Raw genomic sequence first — 22746 nt, 5'->3', positions numbered from 1 at the left:
GCCCGGGCTAGGCAGCCGTTTCCAGCATGGCGTCGCGTGCCAGCGCGTCCATCAGCTGGTCCGCCGACATCGGCCGGCCCAGCAGGAAGCCCTGCAGCGAGTCGCAGCCCAGCCGGGTGAGGAACTCCTGCTGCGTGGCCGTCTCCACGCCTTCGGCGACGATGTTCAGGTTGAGCGTGCGCCCCAGTGCCACGATGGCCGAGACGATGGCGGCATCCTCGGTATCGCGCGCCAGCTCGCGGACGAAGGCGCGGTCGATCTTCAGCTCGCTGGCCGGCAGCCGCTTGAGGTAGAGCAGGCTCGAATAGCCGGTGCCGAAATCGTCGATCGAGATGCGCACGCCCATGTCGTGCAGCTGCTGCAGGATCTTCAGGCTGGCATCGGCGTCGCGCATGGCGGTGGATTCGGTGACTTCCAGCGTCAGGCAGTGCGGCTCGAGCGCATGGCGCGCCAGGGTCTCGCGCACGGTGCGGATCAGGCTGGCGTGGCGGAACTGCAGTGCCGACAGGTTGACCGCCACGCTCCACTCCGGGTGGCCGGCGTTGCGCCATTCCCGCATCTGGCGGCAGGCTTCGTCCAGCACCCATTCGCCGATCGGCACGATCAGGCCGGTCTTCTCCGCCAGCGGGATGAAGTGGTCCGKGCCGATCAGGCCGCGCGTGGGATGGGCCCAGCGCACCAGTGCTTCCACGCCCGTCACCGGACCGCTGGGCGCGGTCAGCTTGGGCTGGTATTGCAGCACCAGTTCGCGCCGCTCCAGTGCCTGGCGCAGGTCCTGCACCAGTTGCAGCTGCTCGTGCACGTTGGCGTTCATCGATGCCTCGAAGAAGCAGATGGCGTTGCGGCCCAGCGCCTTGGCGTGATACATGGCCGCATCGGCATTGGTCATCAGGTCATGCTGCAGGTCGCCGTCGCCGGGGTACATGGCGATGCCGATGCTGGTGGACACGCGCAGCTCGCGTCCCGCCGCCTGGAACGGCTCGCGGATGGCGCTCAGCACCTTGTCGGCCAGCGTGGCGGCGTCCGCCGGTTCGCCCACGGCGGCCAGCAGCACGAATTMGTCGCCGCCGAGCCGGGCGATGGTGTCCTGCGCGCGTACCGTGGCGCTCAGGCGCCGCGCCACTTCAACCAGCAGCAGGTCGCCGACGGGATGGCCATAGGCATCGTTGACCGCCTTGAAGCCGTCCAGGTCCATGAACATCAGCGCGAAGCGGCCCTGCTCCCACCCGGCGGCCTGGATCGCCTGTTCGAGCCGGTCTTCCAGCAGCACGCGGTTGGGCAGCTTGGTCAGGTTGTCGTGCAGGGCCAGGTAGGTCAGCTCTTGGTTGGCCTCGGCCAGCGAGCGCGCCAGTATCGAGGTGCGCGCCTCCAGGCGTACGTCCAGCACCGAGATGATCAGCGCGATCGCCAGCACCGCCAGCGTGGCGACGATGATCACCACCGCCAGCCAGCCGGCATCCACGCCGTCGCTGGCCGCGCCGCAGATGCTGCCGGGCGGGAACCCGGCCGCCGCCATGCCGGTGTAGTGCATGCCGACGATGGCCAGGCCCATCACCACCGCAGCGCCCGCGCGCAGGGGTCGCACCCAGACGGACTGCCTGCGCAGCCGGAAGGCGATCCACAGCGCCGCGCCGGCGGCCAGCACCGCCACGGCCACCGACAGCAGGAACAGGGAGGGAACATAGCGGATGCCCGGCTGCATGCGCAGCGCGGCCATGCCGGTGTAATGCATGCCGGAAATGCCGGCGCCGATCAGCAGCGCGCCACCCGTCAGCCGCCGCCAGGGCAGCGTGTCGCGGCCCACCAGCCACAGTGCCAGCGCCGAGGATGCGATGGCGATCAGCAGCGAGCCCAGCGTGATCGCCGGGTCATAGCCAAGCGGGATGGGCAGGTGCAGCGCCAGCATGCCGACGAAGTGCATCGACCAGATGCCCGTGCCCATGGCGCAGGCGCCGCCCGCCAGCCACCAGCGCGCGGCGTTGCCCTGCGCGGAGGCGATGCGMCCGGCCATGTCCAGGGCCGTGTACGAAGCCAGGATCGCGACAAGCAGTGAGAACAGCACGAGCAGACTGTTGTAGCTACTGGCAAGCATGGGATGCCCTTCCAAGACGTTGACTGGTACTGCATACCTCGCGAATCACACGTCACTCGTGCCGGAGGATGCAAAAAAATAAAAAACGCGCCAGTCCGTTTCATATCGACAGGCTGGCGTCCAACTTTAGGCGGGCGGCTGCGGGCGGCCGGCGCTTGCCAGGCCCGGACTCGCCGRCATGCATGAACACGCGCGCCTTGCCTGGTCCCGCGGCCACGCCGGGTGAAATCCCATTCATAAATGCATTGAAGGCATTCAAAACAGTGGGTTTACACCCGCAGGCGCACGCCCGAATATGGATTCCTGAATCACCGCGGCGTGTCGCTTGCGCGCCGGGGTCCCGGCGCCGCCCGAGGCGCGCGGGCAACCGCCGCAAGCGCCCAGCCGTCAGGGCAGCCGGACCTTGCCGAGGTCGGCCTGCAGCGTATTCACGAAGTGCAGAAAGGAGACTTTGTMATCGAAGCGCAGATTGACCACGGCCTGCCGGTAGAACTCATGGATCCGGGGCTGCAATGCTTCCCAGAAGTGGCGCCCCTTGTCCGTMAGCACCACGCGGCGGGCACGCCGGTCCTCCTCGCTGGCAACACGCGACACATGCTCGTCGCGCTCGAGCCGCTTCAGCACGCCATCGAGATTCTGGCGGCTGACCACGAGATATTCCGCCAGCTCCGAGAACGACATCCCATCCTTTGCCTTGGGCCGGGATAGGGCGCCCATTACCGCCCACTGCACGCCGCTGATGCCGAGTTCCTTGGCGGTCTGCCGCTGCAGGACATTGCCGATCTGAAACAAGCGGAAGAAGAGCCGGTTGGTGACATCGAGCCCCGATTGAGGGGCTCCCGTTTGCGTGCTTCCAGATTCCATTTTGGTCTTTCTCTTCTGATTCGAACTGCGGCACGCATGCCGCTGGTGGCCGCTGGTGGCCCCTGTCATCCCCGCGCCGTGAGCCGCGGGCCGGCATGGCGAGCCTCGCGGCCGGCGTCCACATCGTACMCGCGCGCGGACCGGCGCGAGAGCGGATGGCAATGATACCGCCCCCTGGCCGGCTGCCCGTTGCCAGGCCCCGCCCCGGCTTGTCCCGTTTTACGCATATAGAACAATACATTGATATACATGTCAGTTCATCAAGCGAGCCATTCGGCAGTTTTTCCGGCAAATAATCCAGTTTGCTACGTATTTTCCCTAGGCCGCGAAACGAACATACATCAACATGTTTACACAATAGGCCGACTGAACTAGACTCAGTACAACCACTTCGTGGACTACCAAAACGAGGAGATCATGAATCCATACCCCCATTTGATGGCCCCGCTCGATGTCGGCGCCCTGACCCTTCGCAATCGCATCGTGATGGGCGCAATGCATACGCGCCTGGAGACGCTGKACAGGCCGCACGAGCGCCTGGCGGCCTTCTACGGCAGGCGCGCCGAAGGCGAAGCCGGCCTGATCCTGACGGGCGGCTACGCGCCGAGCATCGAAGGCATCTTCGAGCCGKGCGCGCCGCTGCTGTGCGAGCGCTCGCAGCTGGCCGAACACCATGCCATCACCGGCGCGGTCCACGCCGCGGGCGGGCGCATCGCCTTGCAGATCGTTCACGCGGGGCGCTATGCCAAGCACGAGCACTGCGTCGGGCCATCCGCCACGCGCGCCAGGATCAACCCGATCGCGCCGCGCRCGCTKTCCACGGAGGAAGTCTGGAAGACCGTCGAAGACTTCGCCTTTACTGCGCAGCTGGCGCGCGAAGGCGGCTACGACGGTGTCGAGATCATGGGCTCGGAGGGCTACCTGATCAATCAGTTCACGGCCCGCGTCACCAACCAGCGGACCGACGAATTCGGCCGGAGCTTCGAGGCACGGATCCGCTTTCCCCTGGAGGTCATCAAGGCCATCCGCAAGCGCGTCGGCGACACATTCCTGGTCATMTACCGCATTTCGGCGGTCGACCTGGTCGACGGCGGGATKACCGGCGAGGAGGTCGCGGAACTTGCGCGGCGCGCCGAAGCCGAGGGCGCCAACATCATCAACACCGGGGTCGGCTGGCATGAGTCCGCGGTGCCGACCATCGCCGCATCGGTGCCGCGCGCCGCCTGGGCCTACGCCATCGAGAACGTCAAGCGCGCGGTCCGCATTCCCGTGATTGCCTCCAACCGGATCAATACCCCGGAAGGCGCCGAGTCGCTGCTCTCCTCGGGCTGCGCGGATATGGTCTCGATGGCGCGGCCGCTGCTGGCGGACCCGGACTTCGCCAGGAAGACACGGCTTGGCAACGTGGCGGAGATCAATACCTGCATCGGCTGCAACCAGGCCTGCCTGGACCGCATCTTTACCGAGCGCACCGCCACGTGCCTGGTGAATCCGCGCGCCGGCAGGGAGATCGAATTCGTTGCCGCKGCATCGGTGKCCAGCAAGAAGATCGCGGTCGTCGGCGGCGGTCCCGCCGGCATGGCCTTTGCCATCAATGCGCGGGAGCGGGGGCACGAGATCACCTTGTTCGAAGCGGGCGCCGAGCTTGGCGGCCAGCTCAACATGGCGCGGGTCGTGCCGGGGAAGAACGAGTTCAATGAAATGCTCAGGTACTTCCGCACGCGTATCGCGAACCTCGGCGTGGACGTTCGCCTGGGTTGCCGCGTGACGGCAGCGCAGCTCAGGGACGAAGGCTACGACCAGATCGTCGTCGCGACCGGCGTTMGCCCCCGCTCGCCGGGTTTCCCGGGCGTGGACCACCCGAAGGTCGTGTCCTACATCGATGTGCTGGCCGGTGGCGCAAAAGTGGGCGACAGGGTCGCCATCATCGGCGCGGGAGGGATCGGCTTCGACGTGGCGGAATTCCTGCTGGGCGACGCCGAGGAGGCGCTTGCCCCCGCGCATTTCCTCCGGGCATGGGGCGTCGATACGTCGTTGTCCACTTCCGGGGGCTTGCAGGCATCGGCAGAGGCAGGCGGCAAGCCCCGGCGGCAGGTCTTCATGTTCCAGAGAAAGCAGGAAAGCCTGGGCAAGCGCCTGGGCAAGTCCACCGGATGGATCCTGAAGTCGAGGCTCAAGCGCGCGAACGTGGTCATGACGGGCGGCGCGGTCTATCGCTGCGTTGACGACGACGGCCTGCACTACTCGGTAGACGGCAAGGATCATGTGCTCGACGTCGACCACGTCGTGCTCTGCGCAGGGCAGGAATCGGAGCGCAGCCTGTACGAGGAGCTCCGCGCCAGCGGCGCGGCGGTGGATGTCATCGGCGGCGCCGATGTCGCCAGCGAGCTGGACGCCCTGAGGGCGATCGACCAGGCGACACGGCTTGCCATGACCGTGTAGCGGTTCCCGCAGCGCAATCAATTCAGAACGCCATTACGCCAATAAGAGCAGGGATTTCCTGGAGACGCCCCATGGTGACCAAGTTCAACAACGAGCTAGACCAGCGCGAAGCCAACTTTCAGCCGCTGACGCCGATTCATTTCCTCAGCCGCGCGGCCGATGTGTATCCGCAGCGCACCGCAGTCATCTACGGCGACCGCTCGTACTCCTGGGCGGAGTATGCGAGCCGCTGCCGCAAGCTCGCCGGCGCACTGATTGCCCACGGTATCGAGAGAGGCGACACCGTGGCCATCATGGCGCCGAACACGCCGGCAATGCTCGAAGCGCAATTCGGCGTGCCGATGGCGGGCGCGGTCCTGAACTGCATCAATACGCGCCTGGATGCGGCAGCCATGGCGTTTATCCTGCAGCATTCCGAGACCCGCCTGCTTCTGGTCGACCAGCAGTTTTCCACGGTCGCCCGCGATGCGATCGAACGGCTCGGGTTGCCCATTGCGGTAGTGGACATCGCAGACCCGGCGGCAGAGGGCGGCGCGCGCATCGGCAGCATCGAGTATGAAGCGTTCCTGGACAGCTCGCCCTCCCGGCCGGAGCTCCGCTTCCCGGAGAACGAATGGGATGCGATCGCGCTCAACTACACCTCGGGGACGACCGGCAACCCGAAGGGCGTGGTCTACCACCACCGCGGCGCTTACCTGAACGCGCTGGCGCAGCTTGTCAACGCGGAGCTGACCGGCCCGGTCCCGGTGTATCTCTGGACCTTGCCATTGTTCCACTGCAACGGCTGGTGCTATGCATGGGCCATGGCCGCGATCGGCGGCACGCAGGTGTGCACGCGAAAGGTGAGCGCCGCCGTCATCTACGACGCCATCGAACGATTCGGCGTGACGCATTTTTGTTGCGCGCCGACGGTGCTGGCCTTCCTGATCGAGGGGGCGCCGGATGGCTGGCAGCCGCCGGAGAACCCGATACGGGTGCTGTCGGGCGGCGCCTCGCCACCGCCCCAGGTATTCCGCAGGCTCATGGAACTCGGATTCTCGGTCCTGCACGTATACGGGATGACCGAGATGCATGGGGTTGCCACCCTGTGCCAGAGCCAGGAAGCATGGAAAGCCCTCCCGGGCGAGGTGCATCTCAAGCACCTGACCCGGCAGGGCGTGCGCACCGTGGTGCTCAACGAGATGCGCGTTGTCGATCCGGCGACGCAGTCGCCGGTTCCCAATGACGGCGCGTCGATCGGRGAAATCCTCTTGCGCGGAAACCTCGCCATGAAGGGCTATTTCAAGAATCCCGCGGCCACGGAAGAAGCGTTCGCGGGCGGCTGGTATCACACCGGCGATCTCGCCATCGTGCACGCCGATGGCTACATCGAGATCAAGGACCGGTCGAAGGACATCATCATTTCCGGCGGCGAGAACATCTCCTCCGTCGAGGTCGAGGATGTCCTGTACGAGCACCCGGCAGTGGCCAATGTCGCGGTGGTCGCGGTGCCCGACCAGCGCTGGGGGGAGGTGCCGTGCGCCATCGTCGAGCTCAAGGCGGATGCCGTCGGGCGCATCGATGCCGATGAAATCATTCAATTCTGTCGCGCGCGCCTGCCGGGCTTCAAGACGCCGCGCCATGTCATTTTCGATGAACTTGCCCGCACCGCGACGGGAAAACTACAGAAATTCAAGTTGCGGGCTTCAGCGGCAGAACACCTGGCGGCGACCGGCGTMATCACGGTGAATCAACAATGTGCGGAGTAGCGTCATGCGGGAACTGAAAGGAAAGATCGTCGTGATCACAGGCGCCGGCGGCGGCATCGGCGCGGCCATCAGCCGGCGCTTTGTCGAAGAGCAGGCGCAKGTCATCGCCGTCGACAAGAACCAGGCGTCGCTGCAGCGTCTTGCCKACAGCCTGGCGGGCCTGGGGCCGCGGCCGCTGCAGGTCGCGCTCGATATCACGGATCATGCCGGCGTCACGCGCGAGATGGCCGCCGTGGGCGAGAGATTCGGCCGTATCGATGCACTGGTGAACAACGCGGGGTGGGACGTACCGGTCCAGTTCCTGGAAAGCACGCCCGCGTTCTGGAACCAGGTGATCGCGATCAACCTGATCGGGCCATTGAATCTCCATCATGCCGTGCTGCCCCATATGGTGGCCGCGGGCGGCGGCATGGTGGTGAACATCGCGTCGGACGCCGGGCGCGTGGGGTCCTCCGGGGAGGCCGTCTATTCCGCGTGCAAGGGTGGCGTGATCGCCTTCTCGAAGACGATTGCGCGCGAATGCGCCAGCCAGAACATCCGCGTGAACACCGTCTGCCCCGGACCGACGGACACCGCGCTGCTGCAGTCGTTCGGCGGCGACGGCGAGTACGGGAAAAAACTGTACGAAGGCCTGAAGCGCGCCATTCCGCTGAAGCGGCTCGGCAAGCCGGACGATATCGCCGGGATCGTGGCCTTCCTTGCCAGCCAGGAAGCGGATTTCATTACCGGACAGACCATCAGTGTGTCCGGTGGACTCACCATGCACGGATAAGAGGGAAGACAATGAGCAACTACACAGATATCCGCCTGGAGAAGACGGACGGCGTGGCACGCATCACCATCGACCGGCCGGAGCGCTACAACGCGTTCCGGGGCAAGACTTGCGATKAACTGATCGATGCGCTGCACGACGCGGGATGGGATCCGTCCATCGGCGTGGTCGTGCTGACCGGCGCCGGCGACAAGGCGTTCTGCACGGGCGGGGACCAGTCCGCGCACAGCGGCAAGTACGACGGAAGGGGCATCGTGGGCCTGCCCGTCGAGGAACTGCAGAGCCTCATCCGCGAGGTGCCCAAGCCGGTGATCGCCAGGGTGAATGGCTATGCCATCGGCGGGGGCAACGTGCTTGTCACCTGCTGCGACCTTGCCATMGCCTCCGAATCCGCCATCTTCGGCCAGGTCGGCCCCAAGGTGGGCTCGGTGGACCCGGGTTTCGGCACGGCCTATCTGTCGCGCGTGGTCGGAGAAAAGAAGGCCAGGGAAATCTGGTTCCTGTGCCGCCGCTATGGAGCCCGGGAGGCGCTGGACATGGGCCTGGTGAATCGCGTGGTCGCGCCCGAAGAGCTTGACCAGGAAGTGGCGCGCTGGTGTGACGAGATCCTTGCCCTGAGTCCCACCGCGATCGCGATCGCAAAGCGCTCTTTCAATGCCGATTCCGATTCCATCCGCGGCATCGGCGGGCTAGGCATGCAGGCGCTGGCGCTGTACTACCAGTCCGCCGAGTCACGCGAAGGCGTGGCCGCGTTCCTGGAAAAGCGCAAGCCGGATTTTCGCCGCCATGCCGGCGCCGGCCGGAACGATTCCTGACCCGGCATGCCATCCGCGCCCCCGCACCGCAGGCGGGGCGCCCGGGCGCGGCGCGCACTCGACAGACCGGACACACACCATGGCAATCAAACTACATTACGACGGCCCCCTGGCCGTCATCACGATCGACCGGCAGGACCGTCTCAATGCGTTGAGCCTGCCGCTGATCGAAGACATCGGCCGCGCGCTCGACCAGGTATCGGCGTCACGGGCGCGCATGCTGGCGCTGGTTGGCGCGGGCGACAAGGCGTTTTCCGCCGGCGCCGACGTGGCGGGCCTGGCCGACCGGGATTTCTGGGCGCAGCGCGACGGCATCGGCATGGGCCAGGAGACGTTCATGCGCCTGGACCGCCTGCGCATACCTTCCGTTGCCGTCCTGCATGGCTATGCACTCGGCGGCGGGCTCGAACTGGCCATGGCGTGCACGTTCCGGGTAGCCACCACCAGCGCACAGATGGGGCTGCCTGAAATCAAGCTTGGCCTGCTACCCGGCTACGGCGGCACGCAGCGGCTGCCGCGGCTGGTTGGCGAATCGCGCGCGCTGGAACTGGTGATGTCGGGACGGATCATCGATGCGCGGGAGGCCAGGGAGATCGGACTGGTCAACGAGCTTGTCGAGGACGGCGACCCCGTCGCGATCGCCCGGAATTTTGCGCAACGCTTTACCGGCTACAGCCAGTGCGCTTCCGTACTGGCAAGGGACGCGGTGCAGCGCGCGCTTTCCGTGCCGCTGCCGCAGGGGCTGCGCATCGAGGCGGACCTCATCGCACAGGCATTCCAGACCAGAGACGCAAGGGAGGGCATGGCCGCCTTCCTGGAAAAGCGCGCGGCTGTCTTCAAGGACTGCTGACCACCCGCCGGCAGGGCGCAKGAACGGCCGCGCCGGCCGGATGCCATGCGCCATATGCGGGTCGAGCCAATAAAGGAGGAGACAAGACATGAAGAAAAAAGCGACGGCCGCCGCTGCCGCCATGGCGCTTCTGGCCTGGTCGGCGGCACATGGCGAGACGCCCGCGCAACCGGTCAGGATCGGCGTGATTGCCGACATGACCGGTGTCTACTCGGCGCTTGGCGGCCGGGGCATGGCGACGGCGGTGAAGATGGCGGTCAAGGACTTCGGCGGCAAGGTGCTGGACAGGCCGATCGAGATCCTCACGGCGGATTCCCAGAACAAGGTCGATGTCACCGCCACCCGGGCGCGGGAATGGTATGACCGCGAGCAGGTCGGCATGATCCTGGAGGGCACGGATTCGGCCTCGGCCATCGCGCTGCAACGGCTGGGGCTGGAGCGCAAGAAGGTGACCATCTTTGTCCAGGCCGCCACCTCGGCGCTTACCGAGTCCGAGTGTTCCCCGTATGGCATCCACTATGTGTACAACACGCAGGCCCTGGCCAACACCGTGGGGCGGGCGATCGTCGAYGGCGGGGGAAGCAGCTGGTACTTCATCACCGCAGACTATGCATTCGGCCAGGCACTGGAGAGCGACACGTCCGCGGTGGTGAAGAAGATGGGCGGGGTCACGCTCGGTTCCTCCAGGCATCCGATCGGCGCGCCGGATTTCTCGTCCTTCGTGGTCGCCGCGCAGAGTTCGAAGGCTTCGGTGATCGGATTGGCAAACGCCGGCAAGGACACGCAGAATGCCATTCGCCAGGCCGCGGAGTTCGGCCTTGGCCGCGGCAAGCAGGTGATCGCGCCATTGCTGATCTTCGAGACCGATATTCGCGGCATCGGCCTGAACCTGGCGCAAGGGCTGCAGTTCGCCACCGCCTTCTACTGGGATGCCAACGAGGCCACCAGGGCGTTCTCGAAGCGCTTTTTCGAGGCGCACCAGGCCATGCCGACCATGGTGCAGGCCGGCGCCTATTCGGCGACGATGCATTACMTGAAGGCGATCAAGGAGGCAGGCACCGCCGACAGCGACAAGGTGGTCGAGAAGATGAAGGCAATGCCCGTCAACGACTTCTTTGCCAGCAACKGAACAATCCAGAAGAACGGATTGATGGTGCACGATCTCTATCTGGCCCAGGTCAAGACGCCGGGCGAATCGCGCAACGGCTGGGATCTGCTGAAGATCACCAGGACCATACCGGGGGCATCCGCATTCAGGCCGCAGGCGGAGAGCACGTGCAGGTTCCTGAAGGGCTAGGGGTGCCCGCGCCGGGCAGCCTTGCGCAGGGCCCTTCCGGGAGAGAGGGGAGGTGAGAGGGGGAGGGGAGACGCGCGCGGCGCCGGTCAGGCGCCGCGCGCCGCATMCCGTCACCGCCGGCATGCCGCGTGCGCCGCATTTTTCCGGATTTGCTACTGCGGAAACATTCGTGGACCGCGGAGCGGGTGCCTGCCTAGACTGCATCCCCTGGCATCGCGCCACCGCCGTCAACGCAAACCGACCCCGAGGTAGACCGCTCATGAACCTGCGCACGATTCTCTCCACCCTGCTGGCCGCTTCGGCCGCGCTCGCCATCGGCTCGGCTCCGGCGCTGGCCGCCGACAAGACCATCAAGGTGGGCGTGCGCGGCGGCGTCGACGAAGAAATCTGGGAGGTCGTCACCCAGGTGGCCAGGAAGCAGGGCCTCAACGTACAACCCATMGTCATCACCGGCACCGCCAGCCCCAACGAGGCGCTCAACAACGGCGACCTCGATGCCAACGCTTTCCAGCACAAGCCTTTCCTGCGCGACCAGGTCACGCAGCGCGGCTACAAKATCGTGGCGGTGGCCGATACGCTGATCTCGCCGATCGCTTTCTACTCGAAGAAGTACAAGTCGCTGGAGACGCTGCCGCAGGGTGCGCGCCTCGGCATTCCCAACGATCCCAGCAACCAGACCCGGGCGCTGGTGATCCTGCGCGACCACGGCCTGATCAAGCTGCGCGACGGCTTCGACCCGTTCACCGGTACCGCCACGCTGGCCGACGTGACCGCCAACCCGCGCAAGCTGGACCTGGTCGAAAGCGCGTCGGTGGTGCTGGCGCGCTCGCTGCCCGACGTGGATGCCGCCGCCGTGGTCAATACCTTCGCCTACCAGGCCGGCCTGGTCGCCACGCGCGACGGCATCGCCGTGGAGAAAAAGGAGAACAACCCCTACGTGAACGTGATCGCCGTGCGCGAGCGCGACAAGGCCGCGCCGTGGGTGGCGCCGCTGATCAAGGCCTACCACTCTGAGGAAGTGCGCAAGTTCATCCTGAGCAAGTACCAGGGCTCGGTCATCCCGGCATTCTGACGCCAGCCACAGTTCCTTGATGCCGATGCCGTTCCAGGAGGATCCCGCCGTGCCGCAGGCGTTCCCGCACTCATCCCCGCAATCGTCTCCCGTGCCGCATATCGTGTTCGACCGGCTCGGCAAGCAATATCCCGGCGCGCCGGCCGCGGCGCTCGCGGAGGTGTCCTTCACCGTGGCGCGCGGGGAGATCTTCKGCATTATCGGCCGCAGCGGCGCCGGCAAGTCCACGCTGCTGCGCACCATCAACATGCTGGAGCGGCCGAGCACGGGCCAGGTGCGCGTGGACGGCGTGGATGCGGGCGCGCTCGACGAAGACGGGCTGGTGGCGCTGCGCCGCCGCGTCGGCATGATCTTCCAGCACTTCAACCTGCTGTCGGCCAAGACCGTCTTCGAGAACRTGGCGCTGCCGCTGCGCGTGGCCGGTGTGCCGCGCGCGGAGATCGCGCCGCGCGTGACGGCACTTCTCGAACTCGTTGGCCTGGGCGGCAAGGCGCAGGTTTATCCGGCCACGCTCTCGGGCGGGCAGAAGCAGCGCGTGGGCATTGCGCGCGCGCTGGTGCAGCGCCCGGAGATCCTGCTGTGCGACGAGGCTACCTCTGCGCTCGACCCGGAAACCACGGAATCGATCCTCGCCCTGCTGCGCGACATCAATCGCCAGCTGGGGCTGACGGTGGTGCTGATCACGCACGACATGGCGGTGATCCGCCAGGCCTGCGACCGCGTGCTGGTGCTCGACCACGGCCAGGTGGTGGAGCATGGCACGGTCGAGCAGGTGTTCGCGCAGCCGCAGGCTGCCGCCACGCTGGCGCTGCTGCGCCCGCTGCAGCTCGCCGGCGGCATTGCCCGCGCAGCGCACATKGCGAACCTGGCCATCGAGTCCGCGGCAGCCAATGCGGCCCATGCAAGCAAGCGCGCCAGCGACAACGAGGCAAGCGACCATGTTTCCGCCGTTGGCTGACAAGTATGTGAAAGCGCTGGGCGAGACCCTGCTGATGACCGGCTCTGCCTGCCTGGTAGTGTTCGTGTGCGGCATGGCGCTGGCGATCGTGCTGACGCTCAGTGCGCCGGGCGGACTGCGCCCGCGGCCCCGCCTGCACCGCACGTTGTCGGTGCTGGTCAACACCTTCCGCTCGATACCCTTCATCATCCTGCTGGTGGCGATGCTGCCGGTCACGCGGCTGATCGTGGGCACCACCATGGGCACCTGGGCGGCGGTGGTGCCGCTGAGCGTGCACCTGATTCCGTTCTTCGCCCGCATCGCCCAGGTCAGCCTCAACGAGATCGACCCCGGCCTGATCGAAGCCGCGCGCGCCATGGGCTGCCGCCGCTGGCACATCGTGCGCCACGTGCTGTTGCCCGAAGCGCTGCCGGGCATCGTGGGCGGCGCCACGGTCAGCGTGATTGCCATGATCGGCTCGTCGGCCATGGCCGGCGCGGTCGGTGCCGGTGGCCTCGGCGACCTCGCCATCCGCTATGGCTACGAGCGCTACGAGACCGCGGTGATGTTCAACGTCATTGCCATCCTGATCGCACTGGTGACGCTGGTGCAGTTCGGCGGCGAGCGGCTGGCGCGCCGCTTCGATCACCGCCGCTGACGCCTCAGCGGCCTCAGCGCACGCTCGAGGCGTCCTGCCCGAACAGCACGCTCCTGGAATCCTCGCTGACCACCGGCGCGGTGTTGACGGTATTGGCCAGCGCATAGGCCCGTTCGGTGGCGGGACGCGCGCGCACGCGCGCGAACCAGCGCTGCAGGTGCGGGAAATCGGCGAGGTCCTGCCGTTGCCGTTCGTGCGGCACCACCCATGGGTAGCATGCGATGTCCGCGATCGAATATTCGGTGCCGCAGATGAAATCGCKGCCGTCCGCCATGTGCTTGTTCAGCACGCCATACAGGCGCGCCGTCTCCTTCACGTAGCGCTCGATGGCGTAGGGCAGCTGTTCCGGCGCGTACTGCACGAAGTGATGATTCTGCCCGGCCATCGGACCCAGCCCGCCCATCTGCCAGAACAGCCACTGCAGCGCCATATTGCGCCCGCGCAGGTCCTGCGCGATGAGATGCCCGGTCTTGTCGGCCAGGTACAGCAGGATCGCACCCGACTCGAAGGTCGAGAGCGGTTCCCCGCCATCGGCCGGCGCATGGTCCACGATGGCCGGGATGCGGTTGTTGGGCGAGATCTTCAGGAAGGCTGGCTCGAACTGGTCTCCGCGGCTGATGTTGACCGGCACCACGCGGTAGGGCAGTCCGGCCTCCTCCAGGAACATGGCGATCTTGTGGCCATTGGGCGTGGTCCAGTAGTACAGGTCGATCATGGCGCAGGTCCTTTTCCCGGAGGGAGCGGTGAAGGCCGGTCGATTATAGGAGCGCGCAGCCTTTCCTGCTGGCCGTGCCCGGGGATTCTTKAAGGTTCAAGGATATTGACTGATTCCCCACTATGGGCTGGGGGTGTTCTTCGTGCTGAGCCATATTGCCTGCGGCCTGCGCACGGTGATGCTGGCGCACGGCACGCCGCCGGGGCGCGCCAACCGGGTTTGCCGGATCCTGATCGCGGCKTCGCTGGCCTGGACCGTGGCGATCGTCGCGGGGATGCTCGGCGTGCGGATCTAGCGTCGCGCTACTGGCGGTACGCCTTGTCGCTGCGCTCGAGCTGACGCAGCAGCGCGGCCCAGTGCTTGCGCGTGACCGGGCCGCCGGCATTGGCGATCACCACATCGGCCACCTTGCKGGCCACCGCATCGGGCGCGATCACCAGCGGCGCACCGCCCGACTGCGCGGCCAGCTGCGCCACGCAGGCGCGTTMGAGCATATGCAGTTCCTGGAAGGCCTGGGCGACGGTCGGCGCGCAGGTCAGCAGGCCGTGGTTGCGCAGGATGAAGATGTCCCTGTCGCCGAGATCGGCCACCAGCCGCGCGCGTTCGTCGAGGTCGATGGCGATGCCTTCGTAGTCGTGGTACGCCACCCGTCCGAAGAAGCGCATGGCGTGCTGCGAGATCATCAGCAGCCCGTCGCGCTGCGCGGAGACGCCGATGCCGGCGGCGGTGTGGGTATGCAGCACGCAGCCCACGTCGTGGCGCGCGCCGTGGACGGCGCTGTGGATCGTGTAGCCGGMCGGGTTGATGCCCAGGCCGGTGTCGTCGCGGATGATCTCGCCGTCGATATCGACCTTGACCAGGTTGGATGCGCTGATCTCGTCGAAGGTCAGTCCGTAGGCATTGATCAGGAAGTGCTCGTCGGGGCCGGGCACGCGCGCGGAGAAGTGCGTGTAGATGTGATCGGTCCAGCGGAACTGCGCGGCCAGCCGGTAGGCGGCGGCCAGTTCCACGCGCACCGCCCATTCCTGCGGCGAGACCTCGGCCCGGACCGCGGGGAAATGCAGCGCGGGAAGGGACAGGCCGGGATCCTGCGATGCCAGCGGCGGCTCGGTGACGGCGTTCATGCAGCGCTCCATGATGTGGGGTGGGTGCCGCGACATCATACGGCGCCCGCGCAGCCCTGCCAACGCAGCGAACCACATAAGGAAATGCGCGGCGCGGCATCCCGTAGAATCCTCTCCTGCGCGCGGTGGGCGGCAGGTGCCGGACGCCGCGCCATGCCACGCCGCAGAACAACAAGACAGAAACAGGAGAGCCCCTTGAAGACTACCCGCGCCCTGGTCGCCGCCGCTGTCATGGCAGGCGCCACCCTCKCCCACGCTGCCTATCCCGAGCGGCCCGTCAAGCTGATCGTGCCGTTCCCGCCTGGGCAGGCTACCGACATCTTCGCGCGCGCGCTGGCCGAGAGGCTCGGCAAGCAGCTCGGCCAGCCGGTGGTGGTGGACAACCGCGCCGGCGCCGGCAGCAACCTCGGCATGGAGATCGCCGCGCACGCCGCGCCCGACGGCTACACGCTGGTGATGGCCGGCAGCGCGATGGCAATCAACCAGACCCTGTACAAGAAGCTGGCCTATAACCCGCGCCAGGACTTCCAGCCGATCTCGGGCGTGTTCTCGGTGCCGCTGGTGTTCCTTGCCACGCCGGCTTCCGGCATCGTCTCGCTGCGCGACCTGATCGCCAAGGCGAAGGCTGCGCCGGGCAAGTACAGCTATGCCAGCGCCGGCATCGGCGGCACGCAGCACCTGTCTGCCGAGATGCTCAAGGCGCAGGCCGGCATCTTCATGGTGCACATCCCCTACAAGGGCAGCGGCCCCGCGCAGTCGGACTTCCTCGGCAATCAGATCCCGCTGATGGTGGACTCGGTCACCGCGGCGCTGCCGCTGATCCAGTCGAAGAAGGCCGTGCCGCTGGCGGTGACGGTCGCGCAGCGCACGCCCCAGCTGCCGTCCGTGCCGACCGTGCGCGAAGAAGGCGTGCCCGGCTTCGAGGCGCTTGGCTGGGCCATCCTGATGGCGCCKAAGGGCCTGCCGCCGGCGCTGGTGAGCCAGCTCAACGCGGAGACGGTAAAGGCGCTGCAGTCGCCCGAGCTGCAGAAGTTCATCGTGGACCGCGGCTCGGAGCCGATGCCGATGAGCCCCGAGGAAACCGGCAAATTCGTCGACAGCGAGATCCGCAAGTGGGGGCCGGTGGTCAAGCGCTCGGGCGCGCAGGCAGACTAGCCCCGGGGCTGGCGCTCMGGCTTCACCGGCCTGGCAGGGGCAGGAATTGATGAATCTGCGCGACCACGGCCGCGCCTTCGCCGACCGCCGATGCGACTCGCTTGGTGGAGCCCGAGCGGACGTCTCCGATCGCGAAGACGCCGTCGACGCTGGTCTGGAAAGGGAGCTTGGGCACGGATGCCTGCGCGACGTCGGCGCCGGTCGATACGAAGCCGTTGCCGTCGAGCGCCACGCCGCAACTCTTKAGCCATCGCGTATTCGGCTGTGCGCCAATGAAGACGAACAGATGATGCGTCGTCATGCTTCCCTGGATGCCGCCGGCGCCGCGATAGTGCACGCGTTCAAGACGCGCGCCGCCCTCGAGCGCGGTCAGTTCGATCCGCGTATGAAGCGTCACGTTCGCAAGCGAGCCGATGCGTTCGACGAGGTAGCGTGACATGCTGTCGGCGAGGCGCGATCCGCGAATGAACATGTGCACGTGCTCGGCGTGCGATGCCAGGAATACCACCGCCTGGCCCGCCGAGTTGCCTCCACCGAGCAACAGCACTGGCTCCTTGCGGCATAGTCGGGCCTCGATCGGCGTAGCCCAATAGTAGACGCCACAGCGCTCGAAGCGTTCGAGTCCGTCGACAACCGGGCGCCGGTATTCTGCGCCGCTGGCGATGACGACGGTGCGCGCGGGGATACGGCGGTCGTCGGCAAGCTCGACGACCAGCGGGAGCTGGTCGCAGTACAAGGCCTTCACCTCGCACGGTATGCCGATATGGGCGCCGAACTTCTGYGCCTGGATAAATGCGCGTCCCGCGAGGTCCTGCCCGGTGATGCCGGTGGGGAAGCCCAGATAGTTCTCGATGCGCGCGCTGGTACTGGCMTGGCCCCCGGGGGCGCGACAATCAAACACGGCCACGGACAGGCCATCGGATGCCGCGTAGACGGCCGCCGCCAGTCCCGCCGGGCCGGCGCCGATGATGGCCACATCGTAGACATGCGCCGGATCGAAGTCGGGGATCAGTCCAAGGCAAGACGCGAGCTGCCCCACATCGGGGTTTCGCAGCACGGTGCCGTTCGGGCAGACAACCAGCGGGAAGTCATCGGGCTGCGGCGTCAGGCGCTGCAGCAGCGCAATCGCTTCAGCGTCCTGTTCGGCATTGAGCGTCGTATTCGGAAAGGAGTTGCTGCGCAGGAAATTCTGCAGTTCGAGGAGCCGCGCGTTGCTGGGGGTCCCGACGATGACGACACCGCGTCCGCGTTCGATCGCCAGGACACGCCTCAGGATCAGGGCGCGCATGATCTTCTCGCCAAGATCGGCCTCGCTGATCATCATGGCGCTGAGATCGTCGGGGCGTATCAGCACTGCCTCGACATCTTCGATGACATGCGCGTCAACGACCGCCTGCTTGCTGGAGAGTTGCRTGATATCGGAAGTGAACTCTCCGCGTTGTGTGTAGGTGTGGAGGATCCGCATGTGGGACAAACCGTCGCGCGTGACTATCCGCACCTTTCCGGACAGGACGACGAACACGCCCGGGCAGATGCTTCCGGCGCTGTAGAGCATCTCGCCCCTGGCGTGGTGGCACGGGCTGCCGAAGCGACGCACCCTGTCGACTTCTTCCTCGCCAAGGACGGGAAACATTTGCTGATAGCGCGGATGCTGCCGCACGATCTCGTCGTCGTCGATCGCGCCGTCGTCGATACCGCCCGGATCTGCTGCCGGCTGATGGGTAGCGTCCCCGGCCCCCGGCTCTGCCTCGTTGCTMATCGCCGAATCTCCTCCGGCGGCTGATGGCGCCGCCACTTCTCCGTCCACTTCTCCGTCGACTGCGGTCAGTGACGGACAGCCAGGACTTCCCCCCATGTCAAGGMAAGTCGGCTGCAAGGTACTTMAGCACGCCCCGCGCGCAAGCTGACGGGTCGCAGGGGAATAGCCGGGCACCAGGGTTGGAGGCGCGGTTGCATTGACGAGAGTAATTGACCTGCCGCGGCCAGCCAAGAACTCTTGCATTCGTCCCGGGGCGCGAGCTCGAGAGCCTTCTGGCCAGGGCTTCATCCGGTACCGGTCCGCGGCTAGGGCTTGCTGACGTCGATCACCGCCTGCGCGAATGCCCGTGGCGCTTCCTGCGGCAGGTTGTGGCCGATGCCTCCCGTGAGGTCGCGGTGCTCATATCTGCCGGTKAACTTGCTTGCGTAGGCAGAGGGCGCCGGATGGGGGGCGCCGTTGGCATCACCTTCCATGGTGATCGTGCGCACGCTGATGACGGGKGCCGCCGCGAGCTGCTTCTCGACATCGTCGTATTTCGCCTCGCCTGGTGCAAGACCTTGCCGCCAGCGATAGTTGTGAACAGATATGTCCACGTGATCGGGGTTGTCGAAGGCCACCGCACTGCGCTCGAAGGTGGCGTCGTCGAATTTCCACTTGGGAGACGCCTGCCGCCAGATCAGCCTGGCGAAATCGTGCGTGAACTTCTGATAGCCAGCGCGTCCGCGCTCCGTTGCCAGATAGAACTGGTACCACCACTGGAACTCGGCCTCGGGCGGCAACGGCACCTTGCCCGCCGCCTGGCTGCCAATCAGGTAGCCGCTTACGGATACCAGCCCGTTGCAGCGCTGCGGCCACAGTGCGGCGATGATGCAGGCCGTGCGTGCGCCCCAGTCGAACCCTGCCACGACGGCCTTCTGGATACCAAGCGCATCCATCAGTGCGACGATATCGAGAGCGACGGCCGCCGGCTGGCCGTTGCGCATGGTTTCGCCCGACAAGAAGGTCGTCGAACCATAGCCGCGCAGATACGGGACCACCACGCGATACCCGCGCGATGCCAGCAGAGGCGCGACTTCGACGAAGCTGTGGATATCGTAGGGCCAGCCGTGCAGCAGGACGACCGCTGGCCCATCGGCAGGACCCGCTTCGGCGTAGCCGACGTTGAGCAGCCCGGCGTTGATCTGCCTGATCGACGTAAAGGCCGTCGGGCTAACCGGCGTGGCCCGGGGCCGKGGTGCCGGCTTCGGCTGATTGGTCTGGGCCTGTGCGCGAGGCAGCAGCCCGAGTTGTGCGGCAGCGAGTGCCGAGGCTGCCGTGCCCAGGAAGCCTCGACGAGGCAAATCGATCTTCTCCGTCATTTTCGTCTCCTGGCGCGCTTGATGCGGTCCTGTGGCGGAATCGTTCCATCAGGTGCGCTCTATCCTGGGGTGGAAGCAATTCCGCTGGCAGCATGAGCGCTTGCGTCACACGCCGATACCAGAGCCGACACGACGATGGTTTGCAGTGCGATCAAACCAATGTATGCCGGATGGGAGGTATCGCCAAGATGCCGGCKAGCCAGTGCGTGAACAGGCCGGAAGCCGTCGGGCGCCGCGGGAACAGCGAGAACGAGGGTTGGCGGAAAGAAGGCGGGTGTGGTTGATTGCGCGCGGGTGGGCCGTGGCTGGCATCGCCGATGCCGGGGCACCCGTGGTGCGCAGCGCGTTCGTGAAGATGCGCGGTGGCTGTGCGTTCGGTCAGGAGGCTGGGCAAGGCTGGCCGGCTGTGGCGCCCTTCGGGCCGGACGCCACGCCAGGGCGCGGCGTCCGGCGTGCCCCGCGCAATGCTGCGCGGKGCCGGTGTCCCTGGCTCAGGCGAGCGCGGGATAGTCGAGATAGCCCTCGGCGCCCGGGTGGTAGAACGTCTCCGGCTGCGGCACGTTGAGCGGCGCGTCGATCTGCAGGCGGCGCGGCAGGTCCGGGTTGGCGATGAACAGCTGGCCGAAGGCCACCGCATCGGCTTCGCCGGCTTCCAGCACGTGCCCGGCCGTGGCCTTGGTCATCCTCTCGTTGGCGATATAGACGCCGCCGAAGGCTTGCTTCAGTGCCGGGCCCAGGCGGTTGTCGCCGAGCGCTTCGCGCGCGCAGATGAACGCGATCTTGCGCTTGCCGAGTTCGCGCGCCACATAGCCGAAGGTGGCGGCGGGGTCGGAATCGCCCATGGTGTGGGCATCGCCGCGCGGTGCCAGGTGCACGCCCACGCGCGATGCGCCCCATACGGCGATGCAGGCGTCGGTCACTTCCAGCAGCAGGCGGGCGCGGTTCTCGATGGAGCCACCGTAGGCGTCGGTGCGCTGGTTGGTGCTGTCCTGCAGGAACTGGTCGAGCAGGTAGCCGTTGGCGCCGTGCACTTCCACGCCGTCGAAGCCGGCGGCCTTGGCGTTTTCGGCGCCGTGGCGATAGGCGGCGACGATGCCGGGGATCTCATCGGTTTCCAGCGCGCGCGGGGTGACATAGGGGCGCTTGGGGCGGACCAGGCTGACGTTGCCGCCAGCCGCGATGGCGCTGGGCGCCACCGGCAGGTCGCCGTCGAGGAAGACCGGGTCGGAAATGCGGCCTACGTGCCAGAGCTGCAGGAAGATGCGGCCGCCCGCGGCGTGCACGGCATCGGTGACCACCTTCCAGCCGGCGACCTGTTCGTCGGACCAGATGCCCGGGGTGTCGGCGTAGCCCACGCCTTGCGGGGTGACGGCGGTAGCCTCGCTGAGGATCAGGCCCGCCGAGGCGCGCTGCACGTAGTACTCGGCCATCATTGCGTTGGGCACGCGGCCGCCGCCCACTGCGCGCGAACGCGTCAGCGGCGCCATGATGACGCGGTTGGGAAGATCGAGGTCGCCGATGCGGATGGGATCGAAGAGTGTGGTCATGTACGTGTTTCGGGTCGAGGTGAGAAGTGCACCGTGGTGCGGGTTCCGGCGTTCGCGCCGTTTGTCGGTCAGGCGGCGCTTGCGCGCCGCCAGGGGTCAGAGATCGCTATGCATCTGGTCGAGGAAGGCCTGGATGGTCTGCTCGTTGCGCTTGAAGAAAATCCACTGGCCGACCCGCTTCGATGTCACCAGCCCGGCGCGTTGCAGCGTGGCGAGGTGGGCCGACACGGTGGACTGCGACAGCCCGGTGCGCGCGTCGATCAGGCCGGCGCAGACGCCGATGTCAAGCGGGTGGTCCTGCATGGCGAAGTGCTCCTCGGGKGACTTCAGCCAGGCGAGGATATTGCGCCGCAGCGGATTGGCCAGGGCCTTGTGAATGGCGTCGATGTCGATGGCGTCGGTGTCCATGGGCGGGTCTGCATGCGGGCGGAGTGGGACYTGTTTCGTCTTTCTACGAAACATATATCCGCTTCTCACAAAATTAAGATCGCAACTATACGATATACATGGAAGGTTTGCTGGGCAGCCTTTGGCAGCACATTTACGATGCAGCGTGATGTGCGGCTTTCATCGCGTGGTTGCTTTAAAAAACCATAGTGACTAAACTCCATCTGGTTTTCTAATGCAACCAGAAAGACCGGATGGAGCCGCAGATGACCGTGAATGCCGCCACCGCCGCCACCGCCGCCACCACGCCCGACGCGTGCGCAGCGCCCCCCGATGCCTCGGTGCCGGCCCGCATGCCGCCCGCGCTGGTCTGGCTGTTCGCGCTGGCCTGCGGGCTGAGCGTGGCCAATGTCTACTACGCACAACCGCTGCTGGACGCCATGGCGCGCGAGTTCGGCTTTGCCGAAGGCGCGGTGGGCATGGTGGTGACCGTCACCCAGGCCGGCTGCGCGCTGGCGCTGCTGTTGCTGGTGCCGGTGGGCGACCTGGTGGACCGGCGCCGGCTGATCCTGCTGCAATCGCTGCTGCTGGCGCTGGCGCTGACACTGGTCAGTCTTGCCGCGACGCGCACCGCGCTGCTGGCCGGCATGCTCGCCGTGGGTTTGCTGGGCACGGCCATGACGCAGGGGCTGATCGCGTTTGCCGCCACCCTGGCCGCGCCGGCCGAGCGCGGGCGCGTGGTGGGCGCGGCGCAGGGCGGCGTGGTGACCGGCTTKCTGGCTGCGCGCGCCATGGCGGKCGCGCTGGCCGACCTGGGCGGCTGGCGCGCGGTGTACGCGGTATCGGGCCTGCTGGCGCTGCTGCTGCTGGCGGTGCTGGCACGCCGCCTGCCACGGCAGGYGGTGGCGCCGCTGCGCATGAGCTATGCGGGGCTGCTCGCCTCGATGTTCGCGCTGCTCAAGAGCGAGCGCACGCTGCAGATCCGCGGCGTGCTGGCGATGCTGATGTTCGCCGCCTTCAGCGTGTTCTGGACCGCGCTGGTGCTGCCGCTGAGCGCGCCGCCGCATGCCATGTCGCACACCGCCATCGGCGCCTTCGGCCTGGTGGGCGCGGCGGGCGCGCTGGCGGCCGCGMGCGCCGGCCGGCTGGCCGAC

20 protein-coding genes are annotated in these 22746 nt (G+C 66.8%); 12 read left to right on the top strand and 8 right to left on the bottom strand.

Annotation, left to right across the window (positions count from 1 at the left end):
* Positions 1–7 precede the first annotated feature (7 nt).
* Positions 8–2092 carry a putative bifunctional diguanylate cyclase/phosphodiesterase gene (locus tag AC1DKV_RS29180; protein WP_477138597.1) on the bottom strand — a complete coding sequence of 695 codons (2085 nt, stop codon included), beginning with the start codon at positions 2090–2092 and terminating at the stop codon, positions 8–10.
* A 387-nt stretch (positions 2093–2479) separates the two neighbouring features.
* Entirely contained in the window at positions 2480–2956 is a 477-nt protein-coding gene (locus AC1DKV_RS29175; protein WP_477138613.1) for a MarR family transcriptional regulator, read from the bottom strand.
* Between the two features lie 417 nt (positions 2957–3373).
* Here AC1DKV_RS29175 and AC1DKV_RS29170 point away from each other — a divergent pair, with 417 nt between their 5' ends.
* The 9 genes from AC1DKV_RS29170 (at position 3374) to AC1DKV_RS29130 (ending at position 13547) form a co-directional block, all read left to right on the top strand.
* Entirely contained in the window at positions 3374–5398 is a 2025-nt protein-coding gene (locus AC1DKV_RS29170) for an oxidoreductase (protein WP_477138596.1), read from the top strand.
* A gap of 71 nt (positions 5399–5469) precedes the next feature.
* Entirely contained in the window at positions 5470–7146 is a 1677-nt protein-coding gene (locus AC1DKV_RS29165) for an AMP-binding protein (RefSeq protein WP_441612075.1), read from the top strand.
* A gap of 4 nt (positions 7147–7150) precedes the next feature.
* Positions 7151–7918 (top strand): glucose 1-dehydrogenase, encoded by a 768-nt coding sequence (locus AC1DKV_RS29160; protein ID WP_477138595.1) that lies wholly within the window; start codon positions 7151–7153, stop codon positions 7916–7918.
* A gap of 11 nt (positions 7919–7929) precedes the next feature.
* Entirely contained in the window at positions 7930–8733 is an 804-nt protein-coding gene (locus AC1DKV_RS29155) for an enoyl-CoA hydratase-related protein (RefSeq protein WP_477138594.1), read from the top strand.
* 79 nt (positions 8734–8812) lie between these two features.
* On the top strand, positions 8813–9583 hold the full coding sequence (locus AC1DKV_RS29150) for an enoyl-CoA hydratase/isomerase family protein (RefSeq protein ID WP_441612078.1): 771 nt from the start codon (positions 8813–8815) through the stop codon (positions 9581–9583).
* Between the two features lie 88 nt (positions 9584–9671).
* Positions 9672–10880, top strand: coding sequence for an ABC transporter substrate-binding protein (locus AC1DKV_RS29145; protein ID WP_477138593.1), 1209 nt, complete (start codon positions 9672–9674; stop codon positions 10878–10880).
* A gap of 259 nt (positions 10881–11139) precedes the next feature.
* Positions 11140–11952: a MetQ/NlpA family ABC transporter substrate-binding protein gene (locus AC1DKV_RS29140; RefSeq protein ID WP_477138592.1), complete on the top strand. Its 813-nt coding sequence runs from the start codon at positions 11140–11142 to the stop codon at positions 11950–11952.
* 25 nt (positions 11953–11977) lie between these two features.
* Positions 11978–12910 carry a methionine ABC transporter ATP-binding protein gene (locus tag AC1DKV_RS29135; RefSeq protein WP_477138612.1) on the top strand — a complete coding sequence of 311 codons (933 nt, stop codon included), beginning with the start codon at positions 11978–11980 and terminating at the stop codon, positions 12908–12910.
* A complete protein-coding gene (locus AC1DKV_RS29130; protein WP_441612081.1) occupies positions 12891–13547 on the top strand; it encodes a methionine ABC transporter permease in 657 nt (218 codons plus the stop codon). The genes AC1DKV_RS29135 and AC1DKV_RS29130 overlap by 20 nt, the downstream gene beginning before the upstream one ends.
* Before the next feature lie 13 nt (positions 13548–13560).
* On the opposite strand, the gene AC1DKV_RS29125 is transcribed toward AC1DKV_RS29130, so the two are convergent.
* Complete coding sequence (locus tag AC1DKV_RS29125; protein ID WP_477138591.1) at positions 13561–14262, bottom strand: glutathione binding-like protein; 702 nt, start codon at positions 14260–14262, stop codon at positions 13561–13563.
* A 133-nt stretch (positions 14263–14395) separates the two neighbouring features.
* Here AC1DKV_RS29125 and AC1DKV_RS29120 point away from each other — a divergent pair, with 133 nt between their 5' ends.
* Complete coding sequence (locus tag AC1DKV_RS29120; protein ID WP_441612083.1) at positions 14396–14557, top strand: hypothetical protein; 162 nt, start codon at positions 14396–14398, stop codon at positions 14555–14557.
* Between the two features lie 7 nt (positions 14558–14564).
* On the opposite strand, the gene AC1DKV_RS29115 is transcribed toward AC1DKV_RS29120, so the two are convergent.
* On the bottom strand, positions 14565–15386 hold the full coding sequence (locus tag AC1DKV_RS29115) for a class II aldolase/adducin family protein (protein ID WP_477138590.1): 822 nt from the start codon (positions 15384–15386) through the stop codon (positions 14565–14567).
* Positions 15387–15617: 231 nt separating this feature from the next.
* Here AC1DKV_RS29115 and AC1DKV_RS29110 point away from each other — a divergent pair, with 231 nt between their 5' ends.
* Positions 15618–16541, top strand: coding sequence for a tripartite tricarboxylate transporter substrate binding protein (locus tag AC1DKV_RS29110; protein ID WP_477138611.1), 924 nt, complete (start codon positions 15618–15620; stop codon positions 16539–16541).
* Between the two features lie 22 nt (positions 16542–16563).
* On the opposite strand, the gene AC1DKV_RS29105 is transcribed toward AC1DKV_RS29110, so the two are convergent.
* The 4 genes from AC1DKV_RS29105 to AC1DKV_RS29090 form a co-directional block, all read right to left on the bottom strand.
* Positions 16564–18300 carry an FAD-dependent oxidoreductase gene (locus tag AC1DKV_RS29105; RefSeq protein WP_477138610.1) on the bottom strand — a complete coding sequence of 579 codons (1737 nt, stop codon included), beginning with the start codon at positions 18298–18300 and terminating at the stop codon, positions 16564–16566.
* A gap of 305 nt (positions 18301–18605) precedes the next feature.
* Positions 18606–19658, bottom strand: a complete 1053-nt coding sequence (locus tag AC1DKV_RS29100; RefSeq protein ID WP_477138589.1) for an alpha/beta fold hydrolase — start codon at positions 19656–19658, stop codon at positions 18606–18608.
* Between the two features lie 491 nt (positions 19659–20149).
* A complete protein-coding gene (locus AC1DKV_RS29095; RefSeq protein ID WP_441612087.1) occupies positions 20150–21205 on the bottom strand; it encodes an alkene reductase in 1056 nt (351 codons plus the stop codon).
* 96 nt (positions 21206–21301) lie between these two features.
* A complete protein-coding gene (locus tag AC1DKV_RS29090) occupies positions 21302–21613 on the bottom strand; it encodes an ArsR/SmtB family transcription factor (RefSeq protein WP_441612088.1) in 312 nt (103 codons plus the stop codon).
* A 245-nt stretch (positions 21614–21858) separates the two neighbouring features.
* On the opposite strand from AC1DKV_RS29090, the gene AC1DKV_RS29085 reads away from it, so the two are divergent.
* Positions 21859–22746: MFS transporter (locus tag AC1DKV_RS29085; protein ID WP_477138588.1), on the top strand; the 888-nt coding region annotated here is incomplete at its 3' end.

It is taken from the genome of Cupriavidus sp. 05T41, assembly GCF_056396525.1.
Note: the sequence above shows the minus strand (reverse complement) of the source record. Positions and strands in the feature narration are given on the sequence as shown.

Bases quoted from the DNA above. Each gene is read 5' to 3' on its own strand.
- AC1DKV_RS29150 (WP_441612078.1), top strand. From the start codon at position 8,813: ATGGCAATCAAACTACATTACGACGGCCCCCTGGCCGTCATCACGATC.
- AC1DKV_RS29130 (WP_441612081.1), top strand. From the start codon at position 12,891: ATGTTTCCGCCGTTGGCTGACAAGTATGTGAAAGCGCTGGGCGAGACC.
- AC1DKV_RS29095 (WP_441612087.1), bottom strand. From the start codon at position 21,205: ATGACCACACTCTTCGATCCCATCCGCATCGGCGACCTCGATCTTCCC.